This window comes from Sediminibacterium sp. (genome assembly GCF_051861365.1).
Taxonomy (GTDB): domain Bacteria; phylum Bacteroidota; class Bacteroidia; order Chitinophagales; family Chitinophagaceae; genus Sediminibacterium.
Genome location: NZ_JBHYCW010000031.1, coordinates 20136 through 36647, shown reverse-complemented (window position 1 = coordinate 36647; position 16512 = coordinate 20136). Strand labels below are relative to the sequence as shown.

The 16512-nt window shown below is 40.8% G+C and carries 10 protein-coding genes; 8 read left to right on the top strand and 2 right to left on the bottom strand.

All coding sequences use genetic code 11. The annotated features are described in order from the left end of the window. The first annotated feature begins 190 nt into the window (after window positions 1–190). The 8 genes from ACTIEV_RS12895 to ACTIEV_RS12860 all read left to right on the top strand — a co-directional run bounded on the left by ACTIEV_RS12895 (window position 191) and on the right by ACTIEV_RS12860 (window position 13400). Window positions 191–619, top strand: coding sequence for a hypothetical protein (locus ACTIEV_RS12895; RefSeq protein WP_439516615.1), 429 nt, complete (start codon window positions 191–193; stop codon window positions 617–619). Window positions 620–730: 111 nt separating this feature from the next. Beyond that, window positions 731–1735, top strand: coding sequence for a proline iminopeptidase-family hydrolase (locus ACTIEV_RS12890; RefSeq protein ID WP_439516614.1), 1005 nt, complete (start codon window positions 731–733; stop codon window positions 1733–1735). A gap of 159 nt (window positions 1736–1894) precedes the next feature. Next, window positions 1895–4954, top strand: coding sequence for an amidohydrolase family protein (locus ACTIEV_RS12885; protein ID WP_439516613.1), 3060 nt, complete (start codon window positions 1895–1897; stop codon window positions 4952–4954). Between the two features lie 11 nt (window positions 4955–4965). Beyond that, window positions 4966–6285, top strand: a complete 1320-nt coding sequence (locus tag ACTIEV_RS12880) for an amidohydrolase family protein (protein WP_439516612.1) — start codon at window positions 4966–4968, stop codon at window positions 6283–6285. A gap of 271 nt (window positions 6286–6556) precedes the next feature. Then, entirely contained in the window at window positions 6557–9010 is a 2454-nt protein-coding gene (locus ACTIEV_RS12875) for a DUF5916 domain-containing protein (RefSeq protein WP_439516611.1), read from the top strand. 81 nt (window positions 9011–9091) lie between these two features. After that, entirely contained in the window at window positions 9092–11944 is a 2853-nt protein-coding gene (gene polA / locus ACTIEV_RS12870; RefSeq protein WP_439516610.1) for a DNA polymerase I, read from the top strand. Between the two features lie 129 nt (window positions 11945–12073). After that, on the top strand, window positions 12074–12532 hold the full coding sequence (locus ACTIEV_RS12865) for a nuclear transport factor 2 family protein (RefSeq protein ID WP_439516609.1): 459 nt from the start codon (window positions 12074–12076) through the stop codon (window positions 12530–12532). A gap of 100 nt (window positions 12533–12632) precedes the next feature. After that, window positions 12633–13400 carry a sterol desaturase family protein gene (locus tag ACTIEV_RS12860; protein WP_439516608.1) on the top strand — a complete coding sequence of 256 codons (768 nt, stop codon included), beginning with the start codon at window positions 12633–12635 and terminating at the stop codon, window positions 13398–13400. 67 nt (window positions 13401–13467) lie between these two features. On the opposite strand, the gene ACTIEV_RS12855 is transcribed toward ACTIEV_RS12860, so the two are convergent. Next, entirely contained in the window at window positions 13468–13974 is a 507-nt protein-coding gene (locus ACTIEV_RS12855) for a DUF2480 family protein (RefSeq protein WP_178886638.1), read from the bottom strand. Window positions 13975–14099: 125 nt separating this feature from the next. Next, window positions 14100–16190 carry a peptidylprolyl isomerase gene (locus ACTIEV_RS12850; protein WP_322197392.1) on the bottom strand — a complete coding sequence of 697 codons (2091 nt, stop codon included), beginning with the start codon at window positions 16188–16190 and terminating at the stop codon, window positions 14100–14102. Window positions 16191–16512: the final 322 nt, after the last annotated feature.

Genomic DNA, 16512 nt, shown 5'->3' with positions numbered 1-16512 from the left:
ATCCAAATACCTTTGAGCAGCTTTTTGGGGCTAATCCTCCTTAATCTTCCGAACACCTGTGGTCGGGCGACCAACAAAGGCAACCGAGCTAATTTTCCATAACTAGCCCGCCAACTCTTTTGTACATATATAAATCTTCAATTTCGCTTATTATTCAAGGTTCTATATCTTGTCTATATAATAAACCATCATGTACGAAATACGAAAGAAACAATCGCTGCTTGTTAGAATTGGTATTGGCATTTTTGTTTTGCTTTTAACAACCGCTCTTTTGAAGACCTTGTTCAAAGAACCCGTATTAACCGTCAGTGAAGAACTACGAGAAATATCAAATTACACAAACAAACAAACTCCAATTCAAATTGATAGTTTGACGGAACTTGTCAATACACAAGCGCTGGTTGGAAACAAGCTGCGCTATAATATTCTAATTAAAAACAACAAAGAAAATATTGATACGGCTACTCTTTTGAATGGCTCTAAGCTTCGCATAAAGAACATGCTAAAAACCGACCCGAAAGCCGGCTACTTTCGAGAAAATAATATTGTTCTTGTCTATCGATTTATAGATATAGATGGCAATTATGTTTGTGAAATAGAGGTTCCCACAAAAGAATAACCCCGGCCTTGTTGTCGATCACTCATCAACAATAGCGAGTTCATATTGTTAGCAATATTTATAACGAAGGCTTATCTTTAAGGACAGGCCTTTTTCATAAAACCAATTGCTATGAGAATTTTATTTGCATTACTCTCTTTTGTATTCATTGTATCCTGTCAACAAAAGTCAACAACCGTTCAAGAATACTTTGCCACCAAAGACTCCGGAGTTCAAGTGGCCGGTATCAAAATGATTCCCATCAAAACCGATGTCGGCACTTTTAAAGTTTGGACCAAAACCATTGGTAACAATCCTCGTGTGAAAGTATTGTTGCTGCATGGCGGTCCGGCGATGACACATGAGTACATGGAAGCTTTTGAAAGCTTTTTTCCGAAAGAGGGTTTTGAGATCATTGAATATGATCAACTTGGTTCATATTATAGTGATCAACCCACAGACAGTAGCTTATGGACAACGGAAAGATTTGTTGAGGAGGTAGAGCAAGTAAGAACTGCGCTCGGACTAACCAAAGACAATTTCTATATACTCGGAAATTCCTGGGGTGGTATTTTGGCGATGGAGTATGCGCTCAAGTATCAACAAAATCTAAAGGGGCTGATCATCTGCAATATGATGGCGAGCATTCCGGATTACGAAAAATACAATGGAGTGCTTCGCTCCCGGATGCGTCCGTCGTTGGTAGACTCTTTACAGCAGTATGAAGCGAAAGGACTGTTTAAAGATCCAACCTACCAAGAGCTTGTCTTTAATGAGTACTACACCAAACACCTTTGCCGCCTGCCCGAATGGCCGGAACCAGTGAATCGTTGTTTCAAACACATCAACGAAAGTATTTATGTGATGATGCAGGGTCCGAGCGAGTTTAAAGTAGGTGGCAGATTACTTACCTGGGATCGAAAAGCGGATCTTCCAAAAATTACAGTACCCACATTAACGGTTGGCGCTAAATACGACACCATGGACCCCGCACATATGGAATGGATGAGCAAACAGGTTCAAAATGGGAAATACCTGTATTGTCCGAATGGCAGCCATTTGTCTATGTGGGATGATCAACAAATATTCATGGATGGTGTGATCAAATTCATCAAAGAAACCGATGCCGGGAAATAATCTTTTAAATAGCTACGGGCTTAAGCCCGTAGCTATTTAAAGGGCATTTCCGATTTTACCGATTGTTTTCGTGCATTCATCCTTAAAATAAAATAGCTGTTTTATACGCTACGCTTATTCAGTAGCTTTAAACTCTTCCTAAAACCAATTTAACTTACCATGAGAAGACTCAAGTTTCTGTTTTCGGGGCTACTGTTTGCTACATTGCTACAGGCCCAGGAAACATTCCACATCAATGGTATTGGCGATAAGCGTGATGGTTGTTACGCATTTACCAATGCCACGATCGTGAAAGATGCACAGACCACATTAACCAATGCCACAATGGTTATTCGTGATGGAAAAATTGTATCGGTAGGCAATGGCGTTGCCATTCCAAAAGATGCGGTTGTGGTAGATTGCAAGGATAAATACATCTATCCTTCCTTCATAGATATCTACAGTGATTATGGAATGCCACAGCAACAAAGACAACAAGCAGGTGGTTTCAATTTCAATGCTCCCGCCCAATTAACCTCCAATCAAAAAGGAGCTTATGGATGGAATCAGTCTTTGAAAACAGATGTGCATGCTTACAAAATTTTCTCTGCTGATGATGCGCGTGCGCGCCCACTTCGTGAGATGGGATTTGGAACGGTATTATCTCATCAAAAAGATGGTATCCTACGTGGAACCGGAACGGTTGTAACATTGGCCAATGATGCTGATAATTTCCTGATCGTAAAAGACAAAGCTGCTGCACACCTGTCTTTCAATAAAGGAACTTCAACACAATCTTATCCGGGTTCTTTAATGGGAACTATTGCATTGTTGCGCCAGACATACTTGGATGCACAGTGGTATAAGAACAATCCCGTTGCTACAACAGAACAGGGTGATGGTGTCAACATCACTTTAAAATATTTCAATGATCAGCAAACACTTCCTCAGATCATGGATCCATCAGATAGAGCGGGTATAGATCTTTGGAATGTGATGCGCGCAGATCGCGTGGGTGATGAATTTGGTGTTCAATACATTTTAAAGGCAACAGGTAAAGAATATCAGCGCATCAAAGAAGTATCAGCCACCAAAGCGCCATTGATCGTTGGATTGAATTTTCCAGCGGCTATGGATGTAGAAGACCCGAACGACGCTCGCTTGGTTTCTTTAGCAGATATGAAGAACTGGGAATTAGCTCCTACGAATCCGGCAGCGATTGAAAAAGCCGGCATCTCATTCGCGCTAACCGCTGCTGATGTTCGCGATGCAAGAACCTTTATGACCAATCTTAGAAAAGCCATGGAAATGGGATTGTCTGAGAAAGCGGCCATGGAAGCATTGACTAAAACACCTGCCACTTGGTTGGGCGTATATGATAAAGTGGGTAGTCTCGATAACGGCAAACTTGCCAACTTCGTGATCACTACAGGACCCGTTTTCGCAGAAAGAACTTCTATTTTGCAAAACTGGGTACAGGGTAAAAAATATGCGGTGAATGAAAGTAACTGGTACAATGTTGCCGGTACTTATCAGCTGTCTATTACAAGCGCAAGCGGAACCACATCTTATACAATGGATGTAAAAAGCAACAGCGCTGCTACTGTGATTGCAAAAGATACCGTAAACGCTACTTTTAACTTTGATGGCAAAGCAGTGAAATTCAGCTTCGCTCCGGAAAAGCGTTCTCGTAATAATATTCGTTTCAGCGGATTCAGCAATGGTGATAGCTGGAATGGTACAGCAGAAGATGCTGAAGGAAATAGAATGACATGGACCGCTAAAATGAGCGCAGCTCCTGTTGCTAAAAAGGATTCTGCAACCAGAACGAACACCAGAGGAAATCTCATCGGTGCCACCATGTATCCCTTCACCGCATTCGGCGCTGCCGAAAATGCGATTCCTACACAAGGTACTTACCTGATCAAAAACGCTACTGTTTGGACCAGTGAAAAAGATGGTAAACTAGAAGGAACAGATGTATTAGTGAAAGCCGGTAAAATTGCACGTGTTGGCAAAAACCTAAGCGATGCATCTGCTACCGTAATTGATGGTACCGGTAAACATCTTACTGCCGGTATCATTGACGAACACTCACACATTGCTTCTGCATCTACAAACGAAGGTGCGCAGAGTGTGACTTCAGAAGTGCGCATGGGTGATAATCTGGATCCGGATGATATCAATATTTATCGTCAGCTGAGCGGTGGTGTTACCACTTCACATATCCTGCACGGTTCTGCCAATACCATTGGTGGACAAACACAATTGATCAAATTGCGTTGGGGTACAGATGATGAAGGGTTGAAATTCAAAGGTGCAGATCCATTCATCAAGTTTGCATTGGGTGAGAACGTAAAGCGTACCTCATCTAGCAATAACAATCGTTTCCCTGATACTCGTATGGGTGTGGAACAAGTATTAACAGACGCGTTCTCTCGTGCTGTTGCGTATGAAAAAGCATTGAAAGCTGATCCAAAGGGAACACGTCGTGATTTGGAACTAGATGCGTTGGTTGAGATCATGAACAAGAAAAGATACATTACTTGTCACTCTTATGTTCAGAATGAGATCACTGCAACTATGCGTGTTGCTGAGAAATTCGGTTTCCGTATCAACACGTTCACGCATATTCTGGAAGGATATAAAGTAGCAGACAAAATGAAAGAGCATGGCGCTGCCGCTTCTACCTTCTCTGATTGGTGGGCTTATAAAGTTGAAGTTACCGATGCCATTCCTTACAATGCTTATATCATGAACAAAGTAGGATTGAATGTTGCCATCAATTCTGATGATGCGGAAATGGCGCGTCGTTTGAATCAGGAAGCAGCAAAGAGTGTGAAGTATGGTGGTTTGAGCGAAGAAGAAGCGTTGAAAATGGTAACCATCAACCCTGCCAAGATGTTGCATGTAGATGATAAAGTAGGAAGTATCAAAGTTGGCAAAGATGCCGATCTGGTTCTTTGGAGCGATCATCCATTGAGCATTTATGCAAAAGCAGAAAAGACCATGGTAGATGGTATCATTTATTTCGATCGTGAAAAAGATGCTGCTATGCGTAAACAAGTGTTGGCAGAGCGTATGCGTCTGATCAATAAAATGGTCGGTGAAAAACGCGGCGGTCGTCCAACCATGCCTGCAACACCTAGTTACAAATACGTTCATACCTGTCTGGATCATTCCCACAAACTGGGCATGTTGGAAATTGAGGCAGAAGACATCCATGCAGATAACCAATAAACTACCGCATCATGAAAAAAACACTTTTATATACAGGGCTTCTTTCGCTGGTGCTTAGTACCGCAACAGCACAGGATGATGTGTATCCTGCCCCCAAACAAAACAAAAAAACCGCCATTACCAATGCGATGATCCATGTTGGAAATGGTACCGTTATTGAAAACGGAACACTGGTTTTCGACAATGGTAAGATCACCTACAGCGGTGCTGCTGCCGGCGCTCCTTCTGCAGAAACAATTGTAGATGCAAAAGGAAAACACGTGTATCCCGGTATTATTCTTCCAGCCTCTACATTAGGCTTGCAGGAAATTTCCGGTGTTCGCGGAAGCACAGATATCAATGAGTTAGGTGAATTGAACCCGTCTATTCATTCGATCGTTGCGTATAAAGCTGAATCTATCGTTACCAATACTTTACGCGCTAACGGTATTCTGTTGGCACATGTGGCGCCGGGTGGACAACTCGTTGCCGGACAATCATCTGTTGTTCAATTGGATGCCTGGAACTACGAGGATGCCGCTTACAAAATCGATAATGGCATGCACTTTTATATGCCCAGTTTGTTGGCCCGTCCGGGTGGTGGTCGCTTTGCGGCATTGCTCGCATTGCTTGGACCACAACAACCTGCTGATCCAGTAAAAGCCGCTTTGGATAGAATTGAAGGCGTGAAAGCATTCTTTAGAGAAGCGAAAGCTTATCATCAAAAAGATGCGGGTAAAGAAATCAACCTGAAATTCGAAGCAACTAAAGCACTATTCGAGAAAAAACAAAAACTCTTCATCCACTGCTCACAGGTAAAACAAATGCTGGTAGCGATTGATTTCGTGAAAGAGTTTGGTTTTGATGTGGTATTGGTGGGCGCATCAGATAGCTGGCAAATTGCCGACCTGCTGAAGCAACACAATATTGCAGTGATCCTTACTCAAGAACACAACCTGCCTACACTAGATGATGACGATGTAGATCAGCCTTATAAAGCTGCTACTGCCTTACACAAAGCGGGTGTATTGTTTTGTTTGAATGATGATGATCCACAGAACAGAGGAAGAAACCTTCCTTTTAATGCAGGAACTGCTGCGGCTTATGGTTTGGGTAAAGAAGAAGCATTAAAAGCTATTACACTCAATGCCGCTAAAATCCTCGGAATTGATGACAAAACAGGAACCCTTGAAGTGGGTAAAGATGCTAATATTGTTATCAGTGAAGGAGATATCCTTGATATGAAGAGCAGTATTATAAGCGGTGCATATATTCAAGGTCGTGGTATCAAGTTGAGCAGTAAGCATACTCAGCTATACGAGCGATACAAGCACAAATACGGTATCAAGTAAAAAAACGACGTTTTTGTTACAAAATCCCGATCCGTCTAAGCAGATCGGGATTTTTGTTTTCGGTTAACAAAATATTTACAAGCACATCCCATCTATTTACCACCCGTCTCTATCAATTACCGTTCATCTTTCTTGTACAGTCATTAACAGCGGTCGGCATGTAACGTTCTTAGTTTTACTACGTTTCTTTTCGTAAAGCTTGTTGTTTTTTACGACAACGGGCCGGAAAAAGAACAACATGAAGAAAAACCATTACCTGCAAAACGACTGTATGAGACCCTTATCCCTGGTTTTATTACTAATATTATCAACCGCATTTACGCTGCGTGCGCAGAACAGTACACGTGTGGTTAAAAAAATAGAAGCTACGAGAACCACGCAGAAAATTGTGATTGATGGCAATCTCAAAGACTCAGCATGGCTATCAGCCCCCATCGCTACAGATTTTGTAGAGTGGCGTCCTACATTTGGCAATAAAGAAGATGAGAAGAACAGAACCGAGATTCGTATTCTATATGATAACGACGCAATCTATATCGCAGGTTACGCACATGAGGCAAGTCCGGATAGCATTACCAAAGAACTGGTAGGCCGCGATGTCGTAGGGGTGAACGACTTTGTAGGTGTCATCTTCGATACATATAATGATAAGATCAATGGTTTTGGCTATTATGTAACTGCTTTAGGAGAGCAGTTTGATGCCAAGTATTCTTCTAATGGAGAAGATGGGAGCTGGAACAGCGTGTTCGAAAGCAATGCACAACTGCAATCCGATGGCTGGACCTTTGAAATGAAGATACCCTATGGCGCCATTCGTTTTGGTAATACAAAAGTGCAAGACTGGGGTATCAACATTACCAGAAGAAGAAGTAAGAGTGGAAAGCAGTTGATGTGGAGTCCAACAGACCCTGCCATTGGCGGGAACTTCCTGGCACAGTTTGGCATATGGACCGGAATTAAAGATATCAAGCCACCCATTCGTCTTTCTTTCTCTCCATATTTATCTACCTATGCTAATCACTTTCCGTACAACACACCGGGAGTAAAAAACACCACTACCTCTATCAATGGAGGTATGGATGTAAAGTATGGCATCAATCAGGCTTTTACACTTGATATGACATTGGTTCCTGATTTTGGACAAGTACAAAGCGATAATCAGGTGTTAAACCTTACACCCTTTGAAGTGCAGTTCAATGAGAATAGAACATTCTTTACGGAAGGAACTGAGTTGTTTGGAAAAGGCAATCTTTTTTACAGCCGTAGAATTGGTGGAACGCCCATGCACCTGGGAAGCGTAAATGGTCAATTAAAACCGGGCGAAACCATCCTTAACAATCCATTAGAAACAAGATTGTTGAATGCTAGTAAGATCAGCGGTAGAACCAGTAGTGGTTTGGGTATCGGTGTTTTCAATGCGGTTACGAAAGCACAGTATGCTACTATAGAAAATGGCGATAAAGAAACGCGTAGAATTGAAACCAACCCGCTGACCAATTACAATATTCTGGTGTTTGATCAATCGTTGAAAAACAACTCTAGCGTTTCCCTCATCAACACCAATGTAACTAGAAGTGGTAACGATTACGATGCGAATGTAACTGCAGCGCTTTGGGATATTTATGACAAGAAAAACACTTGGAATGTAAACGGACAAGTGGGCGTGAGCCAGTTAATTGGATATGAAGCACCGGGTAAAACACTCACCGGCTATAACCACACACTGGGATTTGGTAAAACCAGCGGTCGTTTCAACTTCAATATCTGGCAAGAATTGGCTGACAATAAGTATAACCATAACGATATGGGATACTTTACCAATAACAACTATTTCAATAATGGTTTATGGGTGGGTTATCGTTGGTTACAGCCTAAAAAGTGGTACAATCGTATTAATGCGAATATGAATCTTAATTATTCCATGCGCTACAAGCCAATGGATTACCAGCGATTCAACTTCAACATCAATGTGAATTCGCAGCTGAAAAATTTATGGTGGGTGGGTTTCAACATCAATATCAATCCCGAGCAAAATGATTTCTTTGAGCCGCGTGTGAATGGAAAAGTTTTCAAACGCCCGGGTAGTTGGTCCAGCGGTTTTTGGTTTGAAACCAATAACGCAAAAAAATATTCTACTGTGGTTGAGTTCTTTAATAGAACCTTTAACCAATATGGAAGCAATGGACAAGATATCTTCTTACGACACAACTATCGTTTCAATAAGAAGCTAACCTTATCTGTGAATACCTTTCTTCAGTTCTTTCACAATAACCTAGGTTATGCAACAATGTATGGTCAGGACAGTATCATCTTTGCATTACGAAAAAGAAATACTGTTGAAAATGTATTCAATGTGAAATACAATTTCAATAATAAAATGGGGTTGACTTTCCGTGCCAGACATTACTGGAGTAAAGTGGCTAATAAAGGGTTTTTTAAACTTAGAGAAGATGGTTATCTCAATCATATTCCCGGAGGCATTAGCAACAATGTTGACTTTAACGTGAACTACTTCAATATTGATATGGTGTATACCTGGCAGTTCGCCTTGGGTAGTTTTATCAATGTGGTTTGGAAAGACGCTATCAGTAGTTTTAATAGAAACGTGAATACGAACTATTTCAAAAACTTTGGTAATACGTTACGTTCTGATCAACAGAATAGTATTTCCATTCGTGTGATCTATTTCTTGGATTATTTGAATCTCAAAAAGAAGCGGTCTTGAGTGTTAATTGTGAATGGTGAATTGTCAATTAGAAATCTTTAAATTGACAATTCACCATTCACAATTCCCTACCTTAGCTTCATGAGTAAGAAATTATTTTTACTGGATGCCATGGCATTGATCTATCGTGCCTATTATGCACTCATCCGTAATCCACGTATCACTTCAAAGGGAAGAAATACCAACGCGCAATTTGGGTTTACGAATACTTTGTTTGATCTCATCAACAAAGAAAAACCAACACACTTAGCGGTTTGTTTCGATACACACGCTCCAACTGAGCGCCATACAGACTTTACAGACTATAAAGCGAACAGACAAGAAGCCCCGGAGGATTTATTGGAATCGATTCCTGATATTCAGCGTATCATCCGCGGTTTCAATATCCCGGTGGTGCAAATGGATGGCTATGAAGCGGATGATGTAATTGGTACGGTAGCCTGGCAAGCAGCGGATAAGGGCTACGAAGTATACATGGTAACACCAGATAAGGATTATGGACAATTGCTGATTCATCCGGGTGTTTACATTTACAAACCTCCCGCTTATGGTAATCCGGAAGAAATCGTAGATGCCGCCAAGATCTGTGCAAAATGGGATATTCAAAGAGTAGAACAGGTGATTGATATGTTGGGATTAATGGGTGACGCTGTAGATAATATTCCCGGTATTCCGGGTGTGGGAGAAAAGACGGCCGCTAAATTGTTGAAAGAATACGACACACTCGAAAATGTATTGGCCAACGCAGACAAAATAAAAGGCGCTCTGGGAGAGAAAGTGAGAAATGGTGCAGACCTCGCCATCATGAGTAAAAAACTAGCCACTATCATCACTGATGTACCTGTTGAGTTTCATGAAGAAGACTATCGTTTAAAAGAATGGAATCGAGAGGCTTTGACAGAGGTTTTTACAGAGCTTGAATTCAAAACGCTGGGTAAAAGAATCTTGGGTGAGGATTTCAACGCGTTTCATGCTGCACCACAAGGCGTTCAAACAGATCTCTTCGGCAATGCGGTAGAAACGCCTAAACAAAATTCGAAACCTGCTAAAGAAAAAGAGGTTGAATCAGAATCGGTATATGGTTCTGCTGTTGAGCAATCCGGATTAATCGCAGAAAAGAATATTCACAACACGCCACATAACTATCAACTGATTCAGGGCAATGAAGCCATTCAAAATCTGGTAAAAGAACTATCACAACACAAAGAAATCTGCTTTGATTCAGAAACCACCGGTACTGATGCCAACAATGTAGAACTTGTTGGACTAAGTTTCTCTTACAAAACCGGAGAAGGATATTATGTTCCTTGTCCGGCAGAACAAGAAAAAGTTCACCATCTCCTTTCGCTTTTCAAACCGCTGTTTGAAAAAACAGACATTACATGGGTTGGACAAAATACCAAATACGATCTCTTGGTATTAAAATGGTATGGTATTCAATTAAAGGGACAATTATTTGATACCATGTTAGCGCATTACCTGATTGAGCCGGAAGGTAGAAGAAGCATGGATTTGCTCAGTGCTCAATACTTGGGTTATGAACCGGTACACATAGAAGAATTGATTGGTAAAAAAGGAAAGAGCCAAGGAAGCATGCGTGATGTGGAACTTGAGAAGATCAAAGAATATGCTGCTGAAGATGCAGATATTACTTTGCAACTGAAACATGTTTTTGTTCCACTATTGCAAGAAAAAGAAGTGGCACAGGTTTTTGAAAAAGTAGAGAATCCTCTTGTGCGTGTATTAACAGATATGGAGTTTGAAGGTGTTAAGATTGATGTTCCTTTTTTACAAGACTATAGCAAAGAATTAGAAACAGAAGCTACGCGTTGCGAAGAAAGCGTTTATGCGCAAGCGGGGGTTCGTTTTAATTTAGCTTCACCCAAACAACTGGGTGAGGTCCTGTTTGAAAAATTAAAACTGGATCCCAAGGCCAAGAAAACCAAAACCGGACAATATGCTACCGGTGAAGATGTGTTATTGAAGCTGGCAAGTCAACATAAGATTGTAGATGATATTCTTGGCTTCCGCGAGCTCACCAAATTGAAATCTACTTATGTGGACGCCCTGCCTGAAATGATCAATCCAAAAACGGGTCGAGTACATACCAGTTATGCGCAGGCGGTTGCGGTTACAGGAAGATTGAGCAGCAATAATCCGAATCTGCAAAATATTCCCATCAGAACAGCACGAGGAAGAGAGATCAGAAAAGCATTTATTCCCAGAGAAACGGGTCGCGTTTTATTGAGTGCCGATTATTCTCAGATTGAATTGCGTATCGTAGCGGCCATCAGTGGCGACCCTAATATGTGCGAAGCGTTTAGACAACATAAAGACATTCACACCGCTACTGCAGCAAAAGTATATGCTGTTCCGGAAAGCGAAGTCACCAAGGAAATGCGCTACAAAGCCAAGAGCGTGAACTTTGGAATCATTTATGGACAAGGTGCTTTTGGATTGGCTGACAACCTGGGTATTAGTAGAACGGAAGCCAAAGAGATCATTGATAACTATAAAAAAGAGTTTCCCAATATTCAGCGATACATGGATGAGCAAGTAAACTTTGCCAAAGAAAATGGTTATGTACAAACACTCGCCGGAAGAAAACGATGGTTAAAAGATATCAATAGTGGCAATTTCACTGTTCGCGGTTATGCAGAACGAAACGCCATCAACTCACCTATTCAAGGAACAGCCGCCGATATGATCAAGCTGGCGATGATTAAAATACATCAGGAAATGGGAGTCGGTAAATGGGAATCAAAAATGATTTTACAAGTACACGATGAATTGGTATTTGATGCGGTAGAATCTGAAGTTCCCAAATTAAAAGAGTTGATCATCAGCTGTATGACAACAGCCATGCCGCTTCCGAATGAAGTACCTGTTGAAGCAGAAGTGGGAATGGGTCATAATTGGCTGGAAGCGCATTAGAAATGATGAATATTGAATATTCAATTTTGAACGATTCTTTTCAATTAGCTCCGAACTTAATTCCGGAGCTGGTTGAAAAGTTGATTTCTTGCATCTTCCTTGTTACTTCATTCTTGAATCCTTTTTTTCATGGAATCAACCATACATAAATTCTACACCGCTTTTCAGCAATTGGATTATACCACCATGCAATCCTGTTATACACCCGATGCTGTTTTCAGTGATCCTGTATTTGGATTATTGGATGGCAATGAAGTTCGTGCTATGTGGGAAATGCTTTGTAAACGCGCAAAAGACTTTAAACTTTCTTACGGAAATATTCAAATTTTAGACGAAGAGTATGCTACGGTTGAATGGATTGCTGTTTATACATTTACACAAACCGGCAGAAAGGTCGTGAACAAGATCAAAGCTCATATGCGTTTTAAAGATGGCTTGATCTGCGAACATTCCGATGCATTTCCAATCTATCGTTGGAGCAGACAGGCTTTTGGACTGACCGGTTTACTGTTGGGCTGGTCCGGTTATTTTCATAAAAAACTACAACTAAAGGCCAAGATGAATCTTCAAAAGTTTATGTCTCAATAACCTTCTGTGTCCTTCTGTGCGTTCAGTGGCAATAATTGCCCCTGAGAACACTGAAGAACACAGAAAAGGAAGTAACTTTATTGTCATCATTATACATTTCATGATCTGGGAAAACTTCTATGGCAATTTTAGGTTAATTGGAATGCGTTATTTTTTGCTGGCATTCCTTCTCTTTCTACTATTCTATATTATATTCCGAAACAAATGGTTGTATAAAAAAATTCAACCGCGTTTTCCTAAGAATAAAGACTACATAAGAGAGATCCTTTATTCTGTGGCAACCATGATGATTTTTGCTTTTGTCTCTGCTATTGTTTTTTCTCATCCTCTTGTAAGACCCCATACTACTCTCTATAAAAATATTACCGAGTTTGGATGGGTCTACTATTTTGTTGCATTTCCACTGATGCTGGTGATTCATGATACTTATTTTTATTTCTGTCACCGACTCATGCATCATAAAAAGATTTTCAATTACGTGCACCTGGTGCATCACCAATCTACTAATCCTTCGCCTTGGGCGGCCTATGCCTTCCATCCATTGGAAGCATTTATAGAAATTGGGATTTTAATTGTTTTTGCCTTTTCCATACCTATTCATAAAACGCATTTGTTGATATTCTTTTTCTTTATGATCGTTTATAATGTATATGGACACCTGGGTTATGAATTATATCCCAAGGGGTTTGGTAAACATTGGTTTGGCAGATGGATCAACACATCTGTAAATCACAACCAACATCATCAATATTTCAAAGGGAATTATGGATTGTATTTCCTGTTCTGGGATAGAATACTGGGAACCATCCGCGAAGATTATGAAGAGCGCTTCGATGAAGTGAAAAAAAGAACCATTCCATTAAAATAATTTCTGTGTTGCTCAGTGTCTTCTGTGGCATTTATTGCCACTGAGTTCACAGAAAAACACAGAAAATTTATTTCTTTTTATAGATGGGCACGGTACTGCATGGTTCGCCGTACATGATGCTCTTAGCAACGGGGCGAAGTTTTTGTGTGATGGCAACGTATGCAGCTTCAGGAATAGCAACATCTCCACAGCCTTTTACCACGACCCTTTTATCAGTATACTCATCTGCATTTACAGACTCAATATTCTTGAGTAATAAGGACTGAATCATTTGTTCTTCTGTTCCAAAGAAAACGGTAGATGCTACCGGTTCAAGATAACTGGCCACCAACATATATGCCCACATCGGAATGATGGCATCCGCAGAACAAGTGATGGCTACTGCAGCGTCTTTATATTCATTCCAGTCTATCTGCAACAGCGCTGCTCTGAAATCTTTTTCTTTCAGAATCAATCCCATAAACAAATGATCCTTCAGATCAAAGACCTTTCTTGTTTGCTGAGGATACAAGGTTTCCAGATCAAAACTGATCAATCCGCTTTCTGCTACCTTATTTACAATCACGTCTGCCATAACACGGAATTAAAACACAAAATTACCATATCCTGTTCATTCTGCATTTTCGGTAAGCGGAATCTATCCACCAACAAAAAACCCGACCTAGTGGCCGGGTTTTCGTTCGTATCATCTAATATCGATTAATAGAATTTGAATCTGTTATCCTTAACCTTGGCTGCGCTCTTCAGTGCCTGAACACCACGGAACACCGCTACTCTGTTACCTTGTAATAAGGTTTGTTTTACGGTTTCTGCATCCATGCTACCCTGACGAGCACCATTGCTTTCTACTTTTACCGCAAAAACTCCCGTTGTACCGGCAATCGGTGAGCTTGCTTTTCCTGCCAGTGACTTATTGAAAGCAGCTCCAATAATTTTAGGTTCGCTTCCGATACCGGGCATAAATGGTGTAGAGAAGCTGATGCTGTCTGCACGCTGAACGGTAGATCCGATAGCAGTGGCGATGGCTTCAAGTGTAGATCCTTTGAACTTGGTATCCAAGATTTGCTTCGCTTTCTTTTCGTTACGAACAAACCCTTCAACCAGCGGTCTGGCTTCAGCAGGTGATAAAGTTCCTGCAGGATTAATACCGGTAATAATAGCCACTACATATCTATCGCCCACTTCAACGGGTTCTGAAACGGCACCACTTTTATTTTCATACAACCAACGCACCAGTGTGCGGCTTTGACCGATACCATTAATGTTGAAATCATTTTGTTTGATCTCAGTGGCTGTAAGTATTTGTAAATTTCCTTTTAATGCCGCGGCATCGAATTCTTTCTTTCCTTTTGCACCTGAAGCAAACTGAGCTGCAGCAGTACTGGCAGCGCTGATGGTTTCTCCGCTTGAAAGAATGGGTTTAGACAAATAAGCAATTTTATACGCCGGGTTAAAATTCTTTTGTCCCAATACTTCCATGTAGTGGTAACCAAAATCTGTTTTCACCACTCCTTTTGATCCTGTAGGTTTATCAAATGCAAAATCATTGAATGGAACAACCATTTGTCCCTGAGGGAAGTATTCATACACACCGCCTTTATCCTTACTTCCGGGATCTTCAGAATACTTCTTACAAAGTTCATCAAAACTAGCACCGCCTTTGATGGCCGCTTCGATAGAGTCTACTAATTTCTTAGCAACACTATCGGGTCTTAATACCTGATTGGTTTGAGGATTGAAGGTGTTGATCAGGATATGGCGAACCTTAGCGCTGTCTGGCCATTGTTTTGCTCCCACAATTCTTGCAATGGTATAATTGTTACCATCGATATAAGGACCATACAATCCACCTACCGGTGTGCTCAGAATTGAATCCTTATTGGGTTGTTGCATTCTGGATTTACCAAAATAACTATCATAATAAGGTAATTCAGTTCCTGCGCGGTTTAAGAATGAAGCGATATCAGAAGTGGTTCTGAATTCTTCTTTCAAACTCATCAGCTGATTCAATGTATTCAGGCTGTCATCTTTTTTAGGAGATGCATCAAAAAACACATAGTTGATGCTTCTGGTTTCTTCTTCTTTCTGGTATTCTTTACTGTGCTTTTTCAGGTAAGCGCTTATATCAGCATCTGTTACTTTTACAGCACTATCTGCAATGGCAGCGTATGGAAAATAAACATAAGAGATGTTAGCAATGGCATTATTATCAGCCTGTTGTTTTTCAACCAGCCATTTAGGTACATAAGATGCCTGTTGTAATAAAGCGAGATACTTGCTTCTTAATGTCTGCTCAACCGTTGGCTCTATATAAGCCTTCTGAATCATGTTCACCTGCTCTTGATTGGTGCTCTTTTTAATTTGAGCAAATGCCTGCTTTGCTTCAGCAACCTTGAATTCACCTGTGTTAGGATCTGTGAATTCTTGACGCAACGGAGAATTTTGTCCGAATAAAATATCAGACAATTCTTTACCCGAAACTTGCAGACCTAACTTATTGTATTCTTGCTCCAATACAATACGCTCAACTTCTTGATTCCATAATGAACCAATTAATTGATCACGCTGAGCACCTTGTGCACCATACATACGTTCTTGCATAGCCAGCTTCTCTTCAAAATCAAGACGCTCGATGTTTTGTCCGTTCACTTTACCAATCGTTGTAGTATTGGAAAACGCACTACCACCACGACCCACTCCATCCTGAAGTATAAAAGCAATGAGGGCCAACGCGATTATCGCAAATACGATCCAGGCACCTTTGTCACGAATTCTTTGAATAACAGACATAATACAGTTTAAATTGGTCTAATAAATAAAATCCGCCCAATGGCGGGAGGCAAAAATAGGGGTTTAAAGCATTTGAACAAATTGTGGAAAACCCTTTTCGGTGCAAGCCAGACAAAGGCTGAAGGCTATTTCGGATGTCTGATCTCTGATTTATGAGTTTTTGATTTTTTCAGCATCTCCTAAATCATAACACCCACTATAAATCCGACATCAGAAATCAGACATCCTACATAATCCACACACCCCTGTTGAAAAGCTCCATTTTCAGTGGAAAACCCCGGTTTTTGCCTTTTCAAATGTGGAAAGAGCTCGAATAAATACC